Source organism: Pseudomonas californiensis (assembly GCF_021147775.1).
Lineage (GTDB): Bacteria > Pseudomonadota > Gammaproteobacteria > Pseudomonadales > Pseudomonadaceae > Aquipseudomonas > Aquipseudomonas californiensis.
In genome coordinates, this window is record NZ_JAGTPK010000046.1 from 1 (window position 1) to 19,627 (window position 19,627).

The 19,627-nt window shown below is 54.5% G+C and carries 17 protein-coding genes and 3 pseudogenes; 17 read left to right on the plus strand and 3 right to left on the minus strand.

The window, feature by feature from the left end; all coding sequences use genetic code 11:
- Nucleotides 1-381: 381 nt before the first annotated feature.
- Nucleotides 382-795, minus strand: coding sequence for a DUF3757 domain-containing protein (locus KDX37_RS26220; RefSeq protein WP_231656113.1), 414 nt, complete (start codon nucleotides 793-795; stop codon nucleotides 382-384).
- A 567-nt stretch (nucleotides 796-1,362) separates the two neighbouring features.
- Here KDX37_RS26220 and KDX37_RS26225 point away from each other — a divergent pair.
- Nucleotides 1,363-1,563: a CrpP family ICE-associated protein gene (locus KDX37_RS26225; protein ID WP_231656115.1), complete on the plus strand. Its 201-nt coding sequence runs from the start codon at nucleotides 1,363-1,365 to the stop codon at nucleotides 1,561-1,563.
- A gap of 290 nt (nucleotides 1,564-1,853) precedes the next feature.
- Here the strand turns inward: KDX37_RS26225 and KDX37_RS26230 are convergent, their stop codons facing one another.
- On the minus strand, nucleotides 1,854-2,015 hold the full coding sequence (locus tag KDX37_RS26230) for a hypothetical protein (RefSeq protein ID WP_231656117.1): 162 nt from the start codon (nucleotides 2,013-2,015) through the stop codon (nucleotides 1,854-1,856).
- Between KDX37_RS26230 and KDX37_RS26235 the strand changes: the two genes are divergently transcribed.
- From KDX37_RS26235 to KDX37_RS26310, 16 genes and pseudogenes are all read left to right on the plus strand, one after another.
- Nucleotides 2,001-3,566: a PcfJ domain-containing protein gene (locus KDX37_RS26235; RefSeq protein ID WP_231656119.1), complete on the plus strand. Its 1,566-nt coding sequence runs from the start codon at nucleotides 2,001-2,003 to the stop codon at nucleotides 3,564-3,566. The genes KDX37_RS26230 and KDX37_RS26235 overlap by 15 nt on opposite strands.
- Before the next feature lie 2 nt (nucleotides 3,567-3,568).
- Nucleotides 3,569-5,521: a DEAD/DEAH box helicase gene (locus KDX37_RS26240; protein WP_231656121.1), complete on the plus strand. Its 1,953-nt coding sequence runs from the start codon at nucleotides 3,569-3,571 to the stop codon at nucleotides 5,519-5,521.
- Nucleotides 5,522-5,754: 233 nt separating this feature from the next.
- Nucleotides 5,755-6,192 carry a type II toxin-antitoxin system PemK/MazF family toxin gene (locus KDX37_RS26245; protein WP_231656123.1) on the plus strand — a complete coding sequence of 146 codons (438 nt, stop codon included), beginning with the start codon at nucleotides 5,755-5,757 and terminating at the stop codon, nucleotides 6,190-6,192.
- 291 nt (nucleotides 6,193-6,483) lie between these two features.
- Nucleotides 6,484-7,074: pseudogene (gene pilL2, locus KDX37_RS26250) on the plus strand (PFGI-1 class ICE element type IV pilus protein PilL2); the annotation flags it as partial.
- A gap of 101 nt (nucleotides 7,075-7,175) precedes the next feature.
- Nucleotides 7,176-9,197 (plus strand): DNA topoisomerase III, encoded by a 2,022-nt coding sequence (locus KDX37_RS26255; RefSeq protein ID WP_231656127.1) that lies wholly within the window; start codon nucleotides 7,176-7,178, stop codon nucleotides 9,195-9,197.
- Nucleotides 9,198-10,268: 1,071 nt separating this feature from the next.
- Nucleotides 10,269-10,856: a regulator gene (locus tag KDX37_RS26260; RefSeq protein ID WP_231656129.1), complete on the plus strand. Its 588-nt coding sequence runs from the start codon at nucleotides 10,269-10,271 to the stop codon at nucleotides 10,854-10,856.
- Between the two features lie 184 nt (nucleotides 10,857-11,040).
- Nucleotides 11,041-11,409: a hypothetical protein gene (locus KDX37_RS26265; protein ID WP_231656131.1), complete on the plus strand. Its 369-nt coding sequence runs from the start codon at nucleotides 11,041-11,043 to the stop codon at nucleotides 11,407-11,409.
- 301 nt (nucleotides 11,410-11,710) lie between these two features.
- Nucleotides 11,711-11,929 (plus strand): hypothetical protein, encoded by a 219-nt coding sequence (locus tag KDX37_RS26270; RefSeq protein WP_010216390.1) that lies wholly within the window; start codon nucleotides 11,711-11,713, stop codon nucleotides 11,927-11,929.
- 98 nt (nucleotides 11,930-12,027) lie between these two features.
- Complete coding sequence (locus KDX37_RS26275; RefSeq protein WP_010210319.1) at nucleotides 12,028-12,603, plus strand: STY4534 family ICE replication protein; 576 nt, start codon at nucleotides 12,028-12,030, stop codon at nucleotides 12,601-12,603.
- A 65-nt stretch (nucleotides 12,604-12,668) separates the two neighbouring features.
- Nucleotides 12,669-12,824 carry a hypothetical protein gene (locus KDX37_RS26280; RefSeq protein ID WP_231656133.1) on the plus strand — a complete coding sequence of 52 codons (156 nt, stop codon included), beginning with the start codon at nucleotides 12,669-12,671 and terminating at the stop codon, nucleotides 12,822-12,824.
- A gap of 69 nt (nucleotides 12,825-12,893) precedes the next feature.
- Complete coding sequence (locus KDX37_RS26285; RefSeq protein ID WP_081051715.1) at nucleotides 12,894-13,181, plus strand: hypothetical protein; 288 nt, start codon at nucleotides 12,894-12,896, stop codon at nucleotides 13,179-13,181.
- A gap of 116 nt (nucleotides 13,182-13,297) precedes the next feature.
- On the plus strand, nucleotides 13,298-13,633 hold the full coding sequence (locus KDX37_RS26290; RefSeq protein WP_190291576.1) for a hypothetical protein: 336 nt from the start codon (nucleotides 13,298-13,300) through the stop codon (nucleotides 13,631-13,633).
- Nucleotides 13,634-13,733: 100 nt separating this feature from the next.
- Nucleotides 13,734-14,345, plus strand: coding sequence for a DUF3275 family protein (locus tag KDX37_RS26295; RefSeq protein WP_231656135.1), 612 nt, complete (start codon nucleotides 13,734-13,736; stop codon nucleotides 14,343-14,345).
- 126 nt (nucleotides 14,346-14,471) lie between these two features.
- A pseudogene (locus KDX37_RS26300) lies at nucleotides 14,472-15,071 on the plus strand (hypothetical protein).
- Nucleotides 15,072-15,100: 29 nt separating this feature from the next.
- Entirely contained in the window at nucleotides 15,101-16,552 is a 1,452-nt protein-coding gene (locus KDX37_RS26305) for a DUF6094 domain-containing protein (RefSeq protein ID WP_231656137.1), read from the plus strand.
- Nucleotides 16,553-16,655: 103 nt separating this feature from the next.
- The gene (locus KDX37_RS26310) at nucleotides 16,656-18,914 is read left to right on the plus strand and encodes a DEAD/DEAH box helicase (protein WP_231656139.1); all 2,259 of its coding nucleotides are present in this window, start codon (nucleotides 16,656-16,658) and stop codon (nucleotides 18,912-18,914) included.
- 244 nt (nucleotides 18,915-19,158) lie between these two features.
- On the opposite strand, the pseudogene KDX37_RS26315 reads toward KDX37_RS26310, so the two are convergent.
- Nucleotides 19,159-19,601 (minus strand): annotated as a pseudogene (locus KDX37_RS26315) (IS630 family transposase); the annotation flags it as partial.
- Nucleotides 19,602-19,627 lie beyond the last annotated feature (26 nt).

Sequence of the window (19,627 nt, forward strand, 5' to 3'; positions counted from 1 at the left end):
GGTCGCATCATGATCGATGGGCTCCTGAGAGAATCGGGAGCCCAGCATCTGGCATTAGCTTAGTGCTTTGAATGTGGGGTTAATGGAGCGGTTACGGTCTACTGCTGTGACGGTGCACGATCTGAAGCGTTGGGAGAAAGCACTTTCCGACGCCAAGAAAGTCTTGAGTAAGTTAAGTGGAATGCTTCTGAGCTACGCTGATTCTGACGACGTTGACCTGTGGGGCTGGGGACGTCTTACGTTCAGGCCCTGCAGAACGCCCAGTCAAATCGAGGGGAAAAAGCCGATAGTCGTGGGCGCTGTGACTTGTTTTCGTAGTTTTACTAAAAGCTACCTGCCTTAAGCTGAATAGCTATTTGTAAAATGTATATTATAAAAACATCAATACTCAAACGTGCAGAGGGATGGGTTGCTTCCACTGCAACTGAGTCCGTTCCAAGCTTTCCCCACAGGTGTTGCTACCTTGAGTGTTTCAAGACTCATCCTGATTCCTGCGCTGCTATTACCCTCATAGTCGCACGCCACAAATGCATTACCTGTGATCGCGCTTCGGTTGCGTATATTTGCAGTTTTGAAAGCAATACTATTTATGTCCTTTGCATCGCCTCGCGGGTTTTCGCCTCTCCATTGTTGGTTGTTTGGGGCTGGTGCCGTATACACAAAACCTTGCCCTTCCTGATGTTGTTTGATGACGCTGACATCCGGGCACGCGGCAGGAGTAGGAGCGGCATACACCTTGCCCATTAAAAGTGCCAAAGCAACAATGCCTACTGATTTCTTTGAGCGAGCTTTCATTTTACTTTCTCCATCGTGGATCTACGTTGATTTTATTTTTTACAGTGGGTGAGCGAGTTGCTTGTCATGCTTTTAACCGACAGATTACCACCACCGACTTATCTATTCGCTTTTACTTTTACATGCGCCGCACTTGAGTGGTCATCAGTGTCCATCGAGTTCCATTATGCTTTCCAAATATTTTAAATGGTCGACAGCGCCTCAATGGCAAAGCTGCGATCAGCGTCAAAAGGTAGGTTCTCTTATCATGTAGCGATTGATCAATCTGAGTCACACCCACCACATTCGTCACGACACCCATCAGGCTGTGCACGGCGCGGCTCAGGTATCGGCGGAGGGTGCCTGCTTCAAGACGCGTCCCGGTAGTGTGGACGTAGTAATCTCGTCAAGGAACGGAAGACTGGGAGAATAATTTTCCATTCCACATAAATGCAGATTGCGCCCATTTTGGAAAGGCACCCGATTTGCGCTTCTGTGGTTGCCCACAGCTAAATACGGATATCCAAAAAATCGCCTCGTTCGTGACGCCCTGGATGTCTTCGATCTCCACCACGGGAATCCTCAGTTATGAGAGCAGTTCCTGACGCGATGCATGACACTCCGGATCGGCGTCGTTTCAACAACGCTCACCATGCCGTGATGCGCGCGGGTGCTGACGCGGCGCGCAGCGGCATCCCTCTCCACGCATGTCCCTACCGGCATCCCGCCATGCGCGCATCGTGGCTACAGGGCTTTGCCCAGGAGCAACAGCAACGCTTGGATTTCTGACTCAGAGCGATTAACCCACTCCACCCACGTTTACGGTTACGTATGGCGAGCGCAGATCAGGTCTAGGACAGTGCAGCTTCAAGTCACTTTGAGCTCATTGATTCATGACCGCCGAGCCTATTTGCAAACCAAGTTTCGTCCAGACTCTTCTCGATATTGCAAAATTCCCAGAGCGTCATCGTGCTGTTGCCAACACGTGGGCTGATCATTTCGGCGTACCGCCGGAGCGACGTGACGAGTTCATGCTGCACTACCTGACTCACACTTCGTCGACACGGTGCTGGTGCGTTTCACTTCATAACGACGACCAGGTCGCACGGCCAACTGTGGCGCGATTCGGCAGACAGCTCCAATACTTCGATGGCCAGCTGATTTCCGCTGTGCGGTTTGATGAGAAGCGAAAAGTCCCAGTCCACGCACCCACGACGAGTCGAGCGTTGAAGCTGGCTCATCAGTTGATTACTCATGGGGGTGCGCAAGCACTTCTGACGTCGTTCAGCAAACACGCACGAGACCTGGCACTGCACGAGTCGCAGCTCAGTATCAAACCGCTCATGAAACTGGATTTCTTGGCGGCCAGCGAAGAAGGCCGAAACAAACGCTTTTACGGTCCACGTAACCGGTTTTACCTCACCTGCATCGGCGCAACGCTAAAGAAGTTTTGTCAGAGTCTGGATCAAGAACTTTTACACGCCGTACGTTCAGTACAGTGCCCGTCTGCTCAACTGTATAACTGGCTGGCTCGGGGGGATCGTACGCGTCGGCTTCAGGCCTTGAAAGCGCAACCCGTCCTCACTCCAGTGCTGGTCATTGGCCATGCAATGCCTTGGCCGAAAATTGCAGACAGCCACCTTCTTGAACAGTGCCCGTGGGGAGACCTGCAGGAGTACTGCGGCTCTTGGGATGATGATTGCACCAGAGACGGAGCAGGCTTGGTGGGGCACGCAGCCGATACCGGCCTGCCTTTGAACAAGGTGCTGGCGTGGCTGTTTTCCACCCCCATCTCCGCGATCCGCTATCTGGGTCAGCAGCGGGTGTACGACACCGGCAGTGCGTTGAGCCGCTTGAATGCTGAGGGGCTCGAGGCCGGATGGGGCGATTTGATAGCGGGTGCCCGTCTCGGTAACCGTCGCCCGAGCACCAAAGCCCAATGGCGCTCGTTCTATGCGTTCAGGTCGGCAATCCCGTGGTCATTACTTCGAGCATTGCCTGACATGAACGCTCTTTTGGCGGGTTGCCCAACCGACTGGGCAGACCCTGCCTGGTCGAACATCACGACCAAGCTGGTCGATCTCAGAGAGCTGTTCTCCAGCCTCGACAGGGCTGGCAGTCGCGCGGCGTTAAACACCAAGAACCGTCTGAACGCGTTTGTGGGCGGCTTGAGCTTTCGTCAGATATCAAATCTGACCGATGCGTTCCACGGCGAACTCGAAGCGATCAGGGCCAGGCTGGAGAAGGCTATACCCCCTGAGCCATCAGATGCCTTCACTCGCTGGCCGGGGCTGATGCTCAACACCGACACCATCACCTGCAGTGAAACAGGCCTACACATCGTCGAATTACGCTGCGCTGATGACTTGGACCTGGAGCATCGCGCCTTGGGTCATTGCATCGACACCTACGACTACCACGCTTTTTCAGGTAACTGTCGACTCCTGTCGATCCGCTCTGGAGCAACCCCGCTGGCGTCGGTCGAGCTCGCACTCAGGGCCCATGGTCATGAGCACAAGACGGGGCAATCGGGCAAATGGGCTCCCAAGCATCTGCACGTCGTTCAAATCAGAGGCCACCACAACGAAACCCTGGACACCCTCTCGCCGGTGATGAAAGCGTTCGACAGGTTCATCGCAGAAGTCAGGAACGGTCGTATTCCGGTGAACCTGGACTGGCCCAACCTGGTAGCAAAAATGGATCGCTATGCCGACAAGACCTCAATCTATAAAATCCGTTTCGCAGAAGAGGTTATCGGGTGGGCCGAGCGGCTCATGGACAGAGGGCTCTGATCGTGGCCTCGCCCAAACTGATGAACAAGCGACCGGTCCTTTTGCGCAAAGCCATTTACGACGGCTATGACTTCGGACTATCCCTGAGTTATCTCGAAGGTGCCAACAAGCTGTTGTTGCGCCGGGGTGGCTTTTTCATACGCCGGTCTGATCACCCGCTAAATCAGTTCTGGCGCGTGCCCAAGGCCAAGCTGCTCGATGACCTCGATGTGCTGTATCGGGAACTGGCGGAGCTCGCGGATGGAAAACACATCGAAAGCTGGCAAGCCTTCCGGGACAGGATCACCTCTGCCCAGTCCGACCTGCACCGTGACGCATTCACTTGGGGGATGAGGTTTCGGCTCGCGCCGTTGGCGGAAGGTGGCGTGATCCTGTCAGGGGATTTTCATCCGGGTGCTGTCGCCATCGCCAAGCGCATGCGCGGAGTATACCTCTCGGCGGGCAAAGCCTGGCGGGTCCAAAGCACCGCGGAGTTGGTCCGAAGCAACCTGATCCTGGAGCTGGGCCTGGCTGAGGATCAGTTCGAGATTCTGGATACCTTGCAAGAACTGCTTGCCGACGGGTCTGTTTCTCCGGTGCGTGAAGTCACCAGCATCAGTTTGGGGGGTTACTCCCCGGAGTCGACGAAGTCCGAGGAGGAGGTTTCAGATTCAGGTATCTACCTGGCATCTGTCCCGTCCATCAAAAACACCGAGTTGACCAGCGCCGATATCGATGAGGCGCTGGAAGAGTTTTCGCTGATGGATCACCAGCCTGCAGGCATTCGTCATTTGCTACAGCGCACCAGCGCACTACTGGCCGATGACATGGGACTGGGGAAAACTCGCCAGGCGGTGGTTGCCGCAGGTATCCGCGCACAGGGCAAACCCGTTCTGGTGATCGTGCTCAACAGCCTGATCATCAACTGGCAGCGCGAAATCCTGATGGTGTTTCCAGAGGCTCAGATTGCCCTGCAAACATTCGATGCGCAGGCGGGCTGGATCATCGTCAACTACGAACGTCTGGGCGATTTTGTGAGGCACGCTGGCTGCTTCGCAGTGATGGTCATCGATGAGGCTCACCGGCTCAAGGAACCCACTGCTGCGTGGACACGCCACGGCTTCGACATCGCCGCTCAGGTCCAGAACCGCTACCTGTTGACGGGCACGCCTGTGCTCAATCGCGAAGCGGAGCTGCACACACTGCTCAGGCTTTCAGGTCATCCGATTGGCCAACTACCACTCAACGAATTCTGCGAGCGATTCGCCGGCAGTCCTGAGTTTCGCAAGACGCTTCGAGATGAGATATCTGACTGGATGCTTCGCCGCCGTAAGGACGTGCTGCCCAACCTGCAAGGCAAGCAAAGGCAGACTGTGCCCGTGATCCTGAGCCAGGTTGAGCGTGACGAGTACAATCAGATCATGCGCAGCGACACGCACCGATTCGCAAGGCTGGGCGCACTGCGTCAACTGCTCGAGCGCGTGAAAGTACGGATCGTGGCGGACCTGATGGCCGAGCTGGACGTCGACGACAAGGTGATCCTCTTCTGCGAGTATCAGGAATCGGTGGCCACGTTGCGTGAGCACTGCCTCAAGATGGGAATCGGGTGCGTGACGTTGGTGGGCAGCGACTCGCCCAAGAAGCGACAGAAGGCGATTGATGCTTTCCAGCAGGACCCGGACTGCAGGGTATTCATCGGGACCAGGTCGGCCGCCGGCACAGGGTACAACCTCACTGCGGCTAACTATGTCTTTTTCCTGGGGCTGCCATGGACGCCGGGGCTACAGGACCAAGCTGAAGACCGGGCGTATCGCAATGGGCAACTGCGCATGGTGGTAGTCAAAATTCCTCTAGCTGAAGACACCATCGATCAGCAGCTGTGGCAGATGCTCATGGACAAACGCGCACTAGCCAGTGATCTGATCGATCCAGAAACGGAGGAGTCAAGCAAGAAAGCGCTTGCTGAGATCCTTTGATCGGTTGTGGCTGCAAGGGATGTTTGTGCACTGTTGCATAACGGTCTAAAGGGCCGAAGCCCCAGCACGGGCGGTGCCAAAGAAGTTATGATTGCTGAGGGGTTGCAGCCAGTAATCGTGTCGGTCCAGTTGCCAACCCGTTTCACAACCGACCGCATTTTTGGGCTGTCCCATTAAGATCGAAGCCAAGATAGGGGTCAGACCATTAACGAGAACTTCCAAGGACAATCTGCATGGCGTTGACGTATACACCGAAGGTCGGCGAGGTAGTGGAATGCGAGTTCGGCGACTTCATGCGGCCACCTCCGACACCACGCTACAACGGACTCATGCTCCCGGAGATACGCAAACGCAGGATGGTAGTTGTGTTGAATGGTCGTCTTCCCAACGGCTGCGTGATGGTTGTGCCGATATCTTCTAGTGGCAACCCAAATGCTGTCCACAGGGGCCTACATGTATATTTGGAGCCGCCCTTGTTCTCTATCACTGGTTTTTACGACAGACGAGATCGATGGGCGCTGGCCGAATGCATCACGCATGTATCTAAAGATCGCTTGAACCAGATCAAAGAGAAAGGGGTACCGATTCCGACCTTCCTCCCAAGGGACAAAGTGACACTGATTCAAAAGGCCGTCATCAAGACGATTGCAGCAGCTGGTCTATTGACATAATCACTGCGTTGCTATTATTATTTCATCACTGGCCTTTGAGCCCTTTGCTGCACCTAGTGCGTTTAACGCCTAGAAAAAACCCGCCTAACGGCGGGTTTTTTCGTTTTACCTCAATTCATTTTGTCAGCGGCGACGCAGATCGGCTAATCCATCGGGGGATAGCCCTCCCGTACCCCCTGCGTCGCCATGCCTCCTCGAATAACCTGAATTGATCCGTTTAGGGTTTAGCAGTGCTTTGTAATTGAAGCGCTGGCACCTTGGCCACCATCAAGAAATGGGGTCAAGGCACACATGATCAGGCAACTTTCCACACTTTCCATACTCGCGATATTCGCCGGATGCACGTCTGTAGTGGACAAACCGGTTGGATCAGCTTACGACAGCAGCCAGAATCCTGAGCTGCTCTCGCTAGACCTGTATTCAAATGGCGCGAAGCCCGGTCAGGAGCCCACGGTTCGTTACGGTCGATACGCCCTGGTGAATACCGCTCCAGAAGCCGAACAACGCGACCTGATGGCCCAGATCATCGATGTCAGCATTCCTCCCAACATGCACCCGTCCGTCCAGGATGCGATGCAATATGTTATCAGCCGCTCTGGCTATGCCTTGTGCCCACCGACCACGGATCACGTAAACATCCTGTTCACGCGCCCCCTTCCTTCGGCCCAGTACAAGCTCGGCCCCATGAGTCTGCGCAACACCCTGCAGGTGCTCGCAGGCCCCGCATGGCAGGTCAAAGTCAATGAGGTTACGCGCGATGTCTGTTTCGTACTGCGGCCTGGTTACCAACTTCCGGATACACCAAAGCCCACAGCACCGGTTCAAACTGACCCACCATCCAACGCTGGAACACGCCGGTAGACAGCACCTCATCGTCCGTGGCCGCTGGGCATTGGCCATCGGCATTGAATCCTCCGGCTACCCTCTCACTCCCTCCCCAGACAGCAAGCTCTGAGGACGCGAGAAATCTCATTGGAGCCTTTATGCGTTTGTATCTGTGCGAGAAGCCCAGCCAGGGTAAAGACATTGCCGCCGTACTCGGAGCAAAAACCCGGGGTGATGGCTGCCTCAGAGGGCCGGGGGTGGCCGTCACGTGGGGCATTGGCCACTTGCTGGAAACTGCTGCGCCGGATGCCTACGGCGATCACCTGAAAAACTGGAGCCTGGATACACTTCCTATTTTACCTGCACAGTGGAAAGTCATCGTCAAACCGAAGACCGCCAGCCAGTTCAAGGTCGTGAAGCAGTTGCTCAAAGAAGCAACAGAACTGGTGATCGCGACCGATGCCGACCGCGAAGGTGAGATGATCGCGCGCGAGCTGATCGAGTATTGTGGGTATCGCGGACCCATTCAGAGATTGTGGTTGTCCGCGCTGAACGAAGCATCCATCCGTCAGGCACTCAGCAGCGTCAAACAGGGTGCAGAAACCTACCCGTTGTACCAGTCGGCACTTGCACGCTCCGGAGCGGACTGGTTGATCGGCATGAACTTCTCTCGGTTGTTCACTCTGCTCGGACGACAGGCCGGGTACACCGGCGTGCTGTCCGTCGGCCGTGTTCAAACACCGACCCTTCGCCTGGTGGTCGACCGGGATCGGGAAATTGCAAACTTCATCCCCAAACCGTTCTGGAACCTCGACGTTCAGCTCTGCGCTGCCGGGCACTCGTTCCTGGCTAAATGGGTCGCCGATGAGTCAGTAACCGATGAAGAAGGCCGCTGCCTCGATCAGAGCGCAGCAACTGCCGCGCTCAATGCACTGAAAAATAGCCAGACGGCTACCGCTATCTCTGTGGAGACCGAACGTGGCCGGGATCTCGCGCCGCTCCCCTTCGATCTGAGCACCCTGCAGGAGGTGTGCTCGGCGAAATTTGGGCTAGGGGTTCAAGAGACGCTCGACGTCGCCCAGGCCCTCTACGAAACCCACAAAGCAACAACCTACCCCAGAACCGATTGTGGTTACCTGCCAGAGAGCATGCTGGATGAGGTGCCTATGGTACTTGATGCCATCAACCGAACTGATCCCACTATTGGTAAGGCACTCCTGCTGATCGACCCGGAGCAGCGCTCACGGGCGTGGAATGACAAAAAAATCACGGGGCCCCACCATGGAATCATCCCGACCCTGGAACCCGCGAACCTTTCAGCAATGTCTGAGAAGGAGCGCAGGGTCTATGAGTTGATCCGCGCTCACTTTCTTGCGCAGTTCCTGCCTAACCATGAATACGATCGTACCGTGGCGACCTTCGAATCCAATGCAATTTCACTGCAGGCAGTGGGCAAGCGAATAGTGGTGCCGGGCTGGAAAATTCTATTTTCTAACTCATCCGAGGAAGAGGGAGACGAAAGTGGAGGTCGGTCACAGACCCTGCCAATGCTGCAGGTTGGCTCTCGATGTGACATCCAGGACCTGCAGCTGAAAGCGCTGAAGACAGAACCTCCTAAGCCCTACACCGAGGGCACGTTGGTCAAGGCAATGAAGACCATCGCCAAGCTGGTCAAGGATCCACGGCTGGCTCAGAAGCTAAAAGAAACGACGGGGATCGGGACGGAAGCAACTCGCGCCGGGACAATCCAGGGCCTGATAGACCGAGGTTCGCTCATCAAGAAAGGTCGCGCGCTGCGGGCAACTGAAGCAGCGTTTTCACTGATCGATGCGGTGCCTCCAGCAGTGGCCGACCCTGGCACCACTGCGATCTGGGAACAGGCACTCACGATGATCGAGCAAGGCACCCTGACGCTCGATGACTTTATCGCCAGGCAATCGAGTTGGATCACCAGGCTCGTCGATCAGTACAAGGGCACTACCTTGTCGATCAAGGTTCCCGAAGGTCCCAGGTGCCCGTTGTGCAACGCGAAAACCTCGCACCGCAAAGGAGCCTCAGGTGTTTTCTGGGCGTGTACCAGGTACCCCGAATGCAAAGGTACGGTGAACATCGGTACAGGGAAGAAAAAATCGCCGGGCAAGTCAGCCAAGACGCGCACCGCCACGACCAAAACCGCTTGAACCACTGGATATGGCGGCCTGACAAATGATGTGCCACAATAGGTCCATTCACTGTTCCACCCCGCTGGTCACTGACGGTCATCAGTGACACCCTGGAGAAGTCGGCCTTGCCTTCATTCTCCAACCCCAAAGTACGCAAAGCATCGGGAGGGGCGTACAGATCTTGTTGTGAATTCTCCCTGTGTCTCCCTGTTCAATAGCAGACACGCAGCCGTCTAACTCGTGAAAGCGGGTTCATAGGCACACAGGGTTCATGGAAGGTTCGATGCACAATCGTCTCAGGGTCACACTGGTGTTGTGGCCCACTTTTTTTAAATTCCCCCGCTTTTTCGGAAGGTAACCTGGTCATCTCGCAGCGCGCTGGATGACCAGGTTACCTTCCGAGGTAGCCACTTTTCGCTGCCGGTGCCCGCCGGTGAAAAAACGGGCTCCTTTTGTGCGCGAATGCGTGCCTTTTGATTACTGGCCCAAGCCACGACAACGGGTCGGGTGATGTCGATGAAGCAATGCGTGCGATCAATGCCCAGGGATCCTCGCTGACCTTGCGCTCACAGGTGGCACATTTTTCAAGTTGTAGCCAAGCCCACATCGGCTGAGAGTGATCGTCTGTGACGATGATAACTCTCAGCACGATTCTCATCGTTATCCTCTTGGCCGTCGCGCTCAAGTGATCCTCGATCGGGCGAGCACTCTCGCCTAAATGGTGTCCGATTCATCACGTCATTGCCGTTCACCCAAGATCATAAGCGACACCACCGCTACTACTGCTTGACAAGCCCTCCCCGAATTCTCATTCTCAAGACATGTACCGCTGACGTTGTCAGCCACATGCCCGGGTAGTCTGGATCTCATGACTACGGTGCGTTCAACGCATTGATCCATCCCCAAGTTCGCAAAGCTTCCGGAGGCGCGAACGTTCGGTATGCGTTACCGATGGATGCACATTTCACGTTCCACTCGACGATCCACTTGGACCGGTCGAGTCACATCACATACACAAATAATCCTCGGGGAATACTTTCCCCTGGGGATAAGTGTCTCCGTTTTCAGCTATTTGAACGGAGACAGACCATGTCAGACTACACGGCTGCACACTCAGCATCCCAAAGTGCTGGGATCACTAAACGCGTTGATATGCTTTACGGCGAGGCATGTCGTCAATTTCCGACATACGAAACTCTGGTCTTCGAGCATTTTTGTTCGCGGATGATCGAGATGTTTGGCGGTGATGAAGCGGCACCCGAACCGGCATCGCATGCCTTTACCTATGCACGCTCGGACTATAATTATCTTTCCCCGTCAGAAATTAAGGCGGCAAGGGAAGTTAATCGAAGCCATGGAATCTGCAGCCACGGCCTGACTAGCGACACCTGCCCTTGCGGTTGCTTCGAGTTCACAGGACTAGAAGTCTATGAGGACTCTGGACCTCAGCAATGTGACCTGATGCAAGAACCAGCCTTCGAGCAAGATCCAGACCTCGTCATGAGTGATGAAGAATGTGCGCAGCTTCAGGAGCAATGGCTCCAGGAAGAAATTTCACGCACTAGTGGACCGGATATGAAGCGTGTTTCCATCCACACAACAAATGCGGCTATCCGCAGCTTTCTCAAGTTTTTATGGAATGTGGCGCTGACGTTGTCAGCAGCACGCCCAAGGTAGTCTGGATCTCACGACTACGATGCGTTCTACGCATTGATCCAACCAAAAGTTCGCAAAGCTTCCGGAGGCGCGAACGTTCGGCGACCCAATTGCCGATGGTTGCACACTAAACGCGTCACTCACCCAGCGGGGAATCACTCCCCTCTCGGGCGGTGTTCTCCGCATTTTTCCCTGGAGAACCACCATGAGTACAGCAAGCTTTCGTTTTGGCGTTAGGGTCGGTAAGGCATTGCGTGAATGCATCCGTGCGGTCAACCAAAAGCCAAAACCTGCAACAGTCCATGTGGTAGCAGCGCAGTGCAGGATGATGCCTGAACCTGTGATGACCCACGACGAGTGCGAAAACTACTGCAGCGTGCCAGCCATAGTGCGTCGCAAAGGGATCAATCTTCATGATTGGTATGAGGCTAATACGCAAGAAGCTCAGACCAAACCAGCGAAGAAAACCCGTAAGCCTCGCGCATCAAAAGCACACGCCACCTCCAAAAGGCAGGATGCTGAACCAGCCGTTAAGGGCCCTGTACTGGGCTCTCTGGACCAGCTCATTGCATGATACCCGCTACCCTGTCAGGCCCCTCATTTATTGAGGGGCATTTTTCATTTTGAGGGTTGACAAACGAATCGCCCTTAAAGGATTCTAAAGCCATGTACCGCTGACGTTGTCAGCAACATGCCCGAGGTAGTCTGGATTTCATGACTACGATGCGTTCCACGCATTAATCCAACCCCTAGTTCGCAAAGCATTCGGAAGCGCGAACGGTTGATCAGATTATCTGATTGATGAATGCACATTGATTCTCACACCCATCGGGACCTTCCCGTAGGGTAGGTCTCGCGCTCAGCAGGAGACCTTCATGAAAAGCAGTATTGCGCTGTACCAAGCATTGATTTCGATCGATGTCGAGGAAACCCGCGCCGCTGCAGTTGTCGATGCCTTGGAGTCTGACATGCAAACGCAGCTCGCCACCAAAGCCGATCTCGACAAACTTGAACTCAAACTTTCAATTCGTATGGCACTCATGCTGACTGCTGCTGTAGGCATTATGCTTACTGCGTTCAGATTCATGCATTGATTGTCGTGAAATTTCGCTCTACCACCCATGCGGGGAATACCTTCCCCCCCTGGGCGAAGTGTATCTCCGCTTTGAATACTCAAAACTGGAGAAACACCATGAGCAACTCTACTAACGAAACCAAATACTTCGACCTGCATACCACTGGTATCGGCTATCTCAACCGCATTCGTGAAGTGAAACCCCGTAAAGGGAATCCTTTCATGGCTGTCACAGTTGCCGCCCTTAAAGGCTGCACTACTTCGGCTGAGTATGCCTTCATCGATTGCAACGTGGTTGGTGCTGAAGCTGAGAAGCTGATTCGCCGTTCCCAGGAAGCAGTCGTTGCCGGCAAGAAAGTTCTTGTTTCTTTCCGCATCGGTGATATCTGGGCTGATACTTTTACCTACGGCAGTGGCGATAAGCAAGGCCAAACAGGTGTCAGCCTTAAAGGCCGTCTCTTGTACCTTGCCTGGATCAAAGTCGATGGTGAGACTGTCTATCAGGCTCCGCTGAAAGAAGAGGCTCACGCCTCCTCCAATAGCCAAGTATCTGACACAACCCCAGACGACCAGCATGAAGCGCCTGCTCCAGCTGAATCGGCTGAAATAGATACTCCAGCTGCTGTTACTCCTCCTAAAGCCAGTCCGGCTAAAACGGCTCGCGCTGCACGAGGACAGAAACAAGCTGCTTGAAAGCTCTTTCACTCCCTCAAGGCGCCCTCCAGGCGCCTTTTCTTTACAACGCAGGGAACGATTCCATGAAACTCGCCATCGCTACACTCGTGTTTACAGCGCTCAGCATCTTTTTTCTCGAATGTGGACAACAGCTCTCCGCTCAACTACTGACTCAGATAGGCGCGGGAGGACTGATAGCCACTTTTCTTGCAATGATGGGTATTGTGATCACTTCTTGAAGCAAAACTCGCCACTTTCCCTTAGGGCCTCACCCTTAGGGACCGGGACCCGTATATTGGAGCCCCGTGATGAACAGTAATCCAAATAGACTAACCCTACGACTTGAGCTGGCCTTGCTGGTTTCAATAGCAAGAACTCAGGATAGTATTTATCAACAGGTTTTAGAAAAAGATACTCCGCCGGATCGTTCTTCCAGCTTGTATTGGGAGGATGTACTGGACAAGCTCGAAGACCTGGCCCTCTTGGATCACGCTGAGAATTTTATACCGGACCATAGCTCTTATCTTGACGATGCTGGAATCCTGAAGTCTTACTGGACTCTCAGGGAATGGTACAGAGATGGTTTCCCTTATTAACTGACTCGCTGTAACAGAAAGTTTCTATCCAAACGTTCTCAAGAACGTAAACCAACCTGACCGGGTAATTCACCTCCCGGTCGGGCCAGGTGGTTACCCGCACCTGGAGAACTACTATGTCCATCACCATAAATCACTTGCCATCCACTTTGCTGAAATTGCCTGTTGTGCTGACTCCTTCTGCCTGGAAAGAATCTGTTCATATGGAAGCACCATCACATATTGCAGAGGTCGGTACTCGGTTAGGCGAAGTCGTACTCGAAGCGTATCGCGAGCTGCATCTTCAGCCCGATGAGCCACAGATTGACTTCGGCATCTATCGTTTTCTGCCCAACGGTGACCGCTCGGGGCGTCATTGGCTCGAACTGAGACTTCATCGGATGGATGCCATAAACGGCAATTCCTACCTTTGCATTTCTCTTAGAGATGAACAGCCTCTCAACCTGTTCTGACCCAGTTGGCAACTTGATACCACTAACAAGCCCGAGTATTCGGGCTTTTTTTCATCGGGCATCCGAGTATGTCGCCAGCCCGAGCAACGCGGAGTAGCTCATGATCAACCTGCCCGGCTATCTGGCCATACGCACAATCAACGGCCGTAACGGCGAATTCAATGTCGGAAGGCTCTCAACGTCAATCGGCGAGTTCGTCATCAAAGACGCTTTGCTGGACCAGTACCACGAGGGGAAATATCGAGGTGATTTCGTTATCACTGAAATTCGTCCCTCCTACTACACCAACGGCGGCAGATTAGTGGTCGAAGTCCGCGCCAGGCTGGACAGCATGTCGTTGGACGACGTGGCCAACCTCAGCGCAGATGAAGCTGAAAGGCTGTCCAACAACGAAACTGACCCACTCGACGAAGAAGCCTCGGGCGGCTCGTCGTCAACCAGACCTCGTCCTGCTATTCAAACAACGCCCAGAAGATCAGTTTCTGCTGACAGTGACGCACCGTTCGGAATGATGGGATCCGAGCCTGAGAAACAGGTCAGCACACTTGAGGCTGATGCAGAGCTGTTCGGCACGATCTGGCCGATTGGACGTTCAGTCAAGCTGGACACAACTGTAGATCGTAAGCGTCTGCGGCAACAATGTTTTCGCCTTGGCGAGCTTGGGTATGAGCTTGACTTCAAGTTGCAGATTTGGAATCTCAGCACACTTTAATCCTGCTCCAAAGCTGATCATTTCCTGGTAGCAATCGATAAACCCGAGTTTATCCGCTAAACACATTGAATCCCGAGGGGCATCACCGCCCCTCAGGGCGGGTCCCCTCCTGTTTTGGAGGACCTAATGCCGAACCGCACTCAACTCTTTCATATAGAAGAATGCCCGGATCTGTACGTCGACGCGTGCGTCTGTGACGAGCAGCGAAACCTGATATTCCTCTCAGCCTGGGGCCGCGACACGGCCATGCAGGAGTTTCTGGCCAGACTAACACTCGGTAACTCCGAGAACGGCCTAGATCAGTTTCATATCGTCATGAATGACCAACGCATCCCCGTGTTCCCTGATACGGATCTGTTGGAAAAACGGACCACTCGCCAGCTCCGCGGAACGCTCTTCGGCAGCCTGTTGCACTTATGGCTGTTCGATCAGCGTTGCTCGCAGCCGGATCGAGCAAACCACTGTGCGTACGCGCTCATCGGTCAAGCCCAAGACTCATTCGACAGATTGTGGCCGCTGGTCGTAGACACTTGTCCGCTTCCCTTCCTTCCACATTGGCGTGAGGCTGTGATGGAAGTCCTTACTGCGCACAACATGTTGCATCCGCTACCAGGAGCTATTGGCTAGGTGACTGCCTGGCGTTTGTCGCTGCAGCTGGACGTGCTCGAAAAAGCCCTGGGCGAACTCATTCGCGCAGGAAAACTCACCACTGAACTTACGGCGTAGTTCACACCCACTTGTCCAAGGAGCCCATCATGGCTTTGATGTTTTCACGGCTTGCCCGTAATTTTGCACGCAACGGCTATTACCCGACTGACGAACTGACGCTGGAACGCACTCTGCAGGCGTTGGTGCCAGCTTCCTCGGGACGAATGCGGATTCTTGACCCGTGCTCGGGAGAAGGCGTGGCGTTGGCTGAAGTCGCACACCGTCTGGAGCGCGACCGAACCGAGGCCTATGCCGTTGAGTACGACAAAGAGCGCGCTGAACACTCGAAAACGTTGCTGGACCGAGTGCTGCAGGGTGACTTGATGGACACCATGATCTCTCGACAGTCCTTCGGACTGCTCTGGCTCAACCCTCCTTACGGGGATCTGGTCGCTGACCACTCTGGCGCTTCACAGTATCAGGGTAGCGGGCGCAGAAGGCTTGAGAAGGCGTTTTACCAAAGGTCACTGCCGTTGCTTCAGTACGGAGGAGTGATGGTATTCATCGTTCCTCACTACGTGCTGGACGACGAGCTGTGTGGCTGGCTTACCAATCACTTTACCGGGCTGCGGGTCTGCGCCGCGGTAGACCGGACGTTCAAACAGGTCGTTATATTCGGGATCAGGGTACGCCGTCAGGATCTGGCAAGGCCTCGGGAAGTGGCTGCGATGCGTGAGCATTTGCGGGCAATCGGATCCGGGGAGCAAGCTGCTGATCTGCTACCGGCCACTTGGCCATGGGAGCAATACGCTGTCCTGCCGATCGCCAATGATCTGGAACACTTCTACCGAATCACGCTTGAACCAGAGCAATTCAGTGAAGAGGTTCTTCGTCTGAAAGGCCTATGGCCTGATTTCACGCTGCACTTTGGCCAGACTGGCGCTCAACCGCGCGCGCCCGTGAAGGCACTTTCACGGTGGCACTTGGCATTGGCACTCGCTGCTGGAGCCATAACCGGTGTGGTGACCTCTCGGTCCGGGCGTGTCCTTGTCCTCAAGGGCGACACCTACAAGGATAAGGTTCCCAAGACCGAATTCACCGAGGACGAGGACGGCAACGTGTTTGAGACAAGGATCTTGACTGATCGTTTTGTGCCCAGGATTCGGGCATGGGATATGACGCCAGGCTCATCCTATCTCGGGTGCGCACTGACCATCAGCTCGGATGCGACAACACCAGCTGCACACGAAACCACCTCAAACACTGAAGCACGTAGCCAGGACGCTTTATTTGAACTGGGCCGTGTGGTGCTCACGCATAGCGTTCAAAGTCTGCTCGAAAACAACTCTCTCGACGTGATGCAGTACCTGCGGCGTCACGCGACGGGCGATTGGGGCGAGATTTCGAACGACGACTGGGACAGCAATCAGCAAGCACTGAGTGCTGAAGGTCGATTGTTTTCCGGGTATGACATCGACGCTGGAGATGAAACCAGACTTTGGATCATCACCGAGGTCGATCGCTCCGTGACCACCATCATGTTGCCGTCGGACTACTGACAGCGCATTAAACAAAACATTCTCTCAACCAACCCGCAGGGTATGCCCAATACCCTCCGTGGTGTCGTGCGTGCCCTGTTTCATTCTCATGTGGAGAAACACCATGAACGACATAACATTGCCAAGGGCCTCGAACCACCTGAAAGCCAATGCTTTAAATATTGGACTCACTGAATTCATCGAAGAATTCGGCGATGAGCTTCTGGAATCTCTCAACCGCTCAAACCCGCCGGTCTATGCCGGCATCGACAATCCGGCTCGGCAGCGGGTGATGGACGGTCTCAAACGACAGCCCTTCCCAGCCCAGGCTCAAGTAGTCCAGGCAATTGCCGCGCTTTTGCTCGATCAGAATGAGCAGGCCGGCATCATCAATGCCGAGATGGGTACCGGCAAAACGATGATGGCCATCGCGCTCGCTGCAGTCATGCATGGAGCTGGTTATCGCCGGACGATGGTCATCGCGCCCCCGCATCTGGTCTACAAGTGGAGACGCGAGATCCTCGAAACCATCCCTGACGCTCGTGTCTGGGTGCTCAATGGACCGGATACCCTGGTCAAGCTGCTGAAGCTGCGCGATCAACTGGGTGATACCTACGACGGACGTCAGGAGTTCTTTATTCTCGGCCGCGTGCGGATGCGGATGGGATTCCACTGGCGTCTGGCCTTTTGGCAAAGGCGTGCCGGCGGTGGAAGGAGCCTGGCAGCGTGTCCAGATTGTGGACGTCTGCTCCAGGACCTGGAAGGCAATCTGATAACCGCTGAGGAATTTCAGCGAGAAGAGCGACGTCGACGCTGCGATCACTGTGATGCCGCTTTATGGACGCTGATGCGTCTGGGCAAATCGGATGGCGGCAGCCGCCGAAACACGATTCTAAAGTCGATGTGTCGCATCCCTACAATCGGACCTGTTCGTGCAGAACGGCTTTTGTCTGACTTCGGCGAAGACTTTCTCGCCTCGATGCTTCTGGACAATGTCTCTGAGTTCATCAATCTGATGGACGCCAAAGGCAATTTCATCTTCAGCGATCGACAGGCCAAGCGCATGGAGCGCGCAATGGCCAACATCGAGTTCGGGTTCGGCGAGGGGGGTTACCAGCCCACTGAATTCATCAAGCGCTACCTACCTAACGGGTGCTTTGACCTACTGGTCGTGGACGAGGGACATGAGTACAAAAACAGTGGATCGGCACAAGGTCAGGCTATGGGCGTGCTCGCAGCCAAAGCTCGAAAGACTGTGCTGCTGACCGGCACTCTGATGGGTGGCTATGCAGACGATCTGTTCTACCTACTGTTCCGGATCCTCACCAGACGTATGATCGAGGACGGCTATCAGCCCAACACGCGAGGAAGCATGGCGCCGGCGGCGATGTCTTTTATGCGGGATCACGGAGTATTGAAGGATATCTACACCGAGCGTGATGGCAGCTCTCACAAGACGGCCAAAGGTAAAAAACTCTCGGTGCGGACGGTCAAAGCTCCGGGCTTCGGCCCGAAAGGTATTCACCGCTTCGTTTTACCCTTCACGGTGTTCCTGAAACTCAAGGATATCGGCGGCAATGTACTACCTGGTTACCGGGAGGAGTTCATTGACGTGCCGATGTCTCCAGACCAGGAGGCGGCTCACCTTAAACTTGCCCAGACATTGACCATCGAGCTTCGTCAGGCACTGGCCCGCAGAGACACCACACTGTTAGGGGTGGTGTTGAACGTGCTGTTGGCATGGCCGGACTGCTGCTTTCGACCTGAGGTGGTGAAGCATCCTCGATCCAGAGACACACTGGCTTTCGTGCCATCGATCTTCGAAGATGATGAGCTCATGCCGAAGGAACAGGCCCTTCTGGACCTATGTCTTGCTGAAAAAGCCCGGAACCGCAAGGTTCTGGTCTACTCGGTTTACACGGGTACCAGAGACACCACAAGCCGCATGAAGCGGGTGCTCGAGCAATCGGGACTGAAGGTGGCAGTGCTGCGTGCATCGGTGGACACCGCCAGGCGCGAGGACTGGATCCTTGACCAGGTTGATCGAGGCGTCGACGTACTGATCACCAACCCGGAGCTCGTAAAAACCGGTCTGGATCTGCTCGACTTTCCGACCATTGCGTTCATGCAGACGGGTTACAACGTCTACACGGTGCAACAGGCGGCGAGGCGGTCATGGAGGATCGGACAGAAGCAGGACGTCAGGGTGATCTTTTTCGGCTACATCGGCAGTTCTCAGATCACCTGCCTGCAGCTGATGGCCAAGAAGATCGCCGTATCACAGAGCACGTCAGGAGATGTTCCAGAGTCCGGGCTGGACTCGTTGAACCAGGACGGTGATTCTGTAGAGATGGCGCTCGCCAGACAACTCATCAACGCTTGACCATGGCCACCTTCGGGTGGCCTTTTTTATGGGGTCTGCTGGCCATTGTAGAAACTACCGACGGCTTATAGTGTGCTGTCTTCGAAAAAATCTGTCGTTTGTTTTGAGTATAAACAATATTCATTAATAGGCAACATCGCGGATGTATGGGCAAGTTGTTTCGAAAACAGTACAATAGAATGGATCCAAATTCAAACAGATAAGCCTAGTAAATGCTTTCAAAAATTCAGATTCTTGATGCTCAATGCAATGCATGGTTCATATCGACGATCTGATGAAGCTGGAGGTGCTTGGGCGTTTCTTTGTTGATCTTCTTGAGAAAGGTCAGCCACTCTTGATGCCTCTGCTAACGCTCGATGCTGCTGATCAATTCTCTTGGAGGTAACCCAGTGCAGCGAATAACGTGACAGTGCCATGGCGGGTGTAATCATGGACTTAGTCAGGGTATGACCGATGCCCAAATGCAAACCCGGCTGTGTTCGTTCCAACGCCTGAACCTGGGGATACCAGAGCGTGATCGTTGGGCATGAAAATGCCCTTCAACCGTGCGATGTTATCTCGAGTTTCGCCTTCGGCAGCCAGCAGGATTATGCGTGCTAGCCGCCGCTCTCGCTGAGGGATGGTGGCAGAACGAACTCGTCGTTTTAGCTCGGCCGTTTCTTCATTTCTAAGAAGACACTGATTTATTCTAAAACCCAGCTGTTGCCCCCCCA

What these genes read in the sequence shown, in the direction of transcription:
- KDX37_RS26270 (WP_010216390.1), top strand. Translation starts at nt 11,711, where the DNA reads ATGAAAAGCAGTATTGCGCTGTACCAAGCATTGATTTCGATCGATGTC.
- KDX37_RS26275 (WP_010210319.1), top strand. Translation starts at nt 12,028, where the DNA reads ATGAGCAACTCTACTAACGAAACCAAATACTTCGACCTGCATACCACT.
- KDX37_RS26230 (WP_231656117.1), bottom strand. Translation starts at nt 2,015, where the DNA reads ATGAGCCAGCTTCAACGCTCGACTCGTCGTGGGTGCGTGGACTGGGAC.
- KDX37_RS26225 (WP_231656115.1), top strand. Translation starts at nt 1,363, where the DNA reads ATGAGAGCAGTTCCTGACGCGATGCATGACACTCCGGATCGGCGTCGT.
- KDX37_RS26305 (WP_231656137.1), top strand. Translation starts at nt 15,101, where the DNA reads ATGGCTTTGATGTTTTCACGGCTTGCCCGTAATTTTGCACGCAACGGC.
- KDX37_RS26290 (WP_190291576.1), top strand. Translation starts at nt 13,298, where the DNA reads ATGTCCATCACCATAAATCACTTGCCATCCACTTTGCTGAAATTGCCT.
- KDX37_RS26280 (WP_231656133.1), top strand. Translation starts at nt 12,669, where the DNA reads ATGAAACTCGCCATCGCTACACTCGTGTTTACAGCGCTCAGCATCTTT.
- KDX37_RS26265 (WP_231656131.1), top strand. Translation starts at nt 11,041, where the DNA reads ATGAGTACAGCAAGCTTTCGTTTTGGCGTTAGGGTCGGTAAGGCATTG.
- KDX37_RS26255 (WP_231656127.1), top strand. Translation starts at nt 7,176, where the DNA reads ATGCGTTTGTATCTGTGCGAGAAGCCCAGCCAGGGTAAAGACATTGCC.
- KDX37_RS26260 (WP_231656129.1), top strand. Translation starts at nt 10,269, where the DNA reads ATGTCAGACTACACGGCTGCACACTCAGCATCCCAAAGTGCTGGGATC.
- KDX37_RS26310 (WP_231656139.1), top strand. Translation starts at nt 16,656, where the DNA reads ATGAACGACATAACATTGCCAAGGGCCTCGAACCACCTGAAAGCCAAT.
- KDX37_RS26245 (WP_231656123.1), top strand. Translation starts at nt 5,755, where the DNA reads ATGGCGTTGACGTATACACCGAAGGTCGGCGAGGTAGTGGAATGCGAG.
- KDX37_RS26295 (WP_231656135.1), top strand. Translation starts at nt 13,734, where the DNA reads ATGATCAACCTGCCCGGCTATCTGGCCATACGCACAATCAACGGCCGT.
- KDX37_RS26285 (WP_081051715.1), top strand. Translation starts at nt 12,894, where the DNA reads ATGAACAGTAATCCAAATAGACTAACCCTACGACTTGAGCTGGCCTTG.
- KDX37_RS26220 (WP_231656113.1), bottom strand. Translation starts at nt 795, where the DNA reads ATGAAAGCTCGCTCAAAGAAATCAGTAGGCATTGTTGCTTTGGCACTT.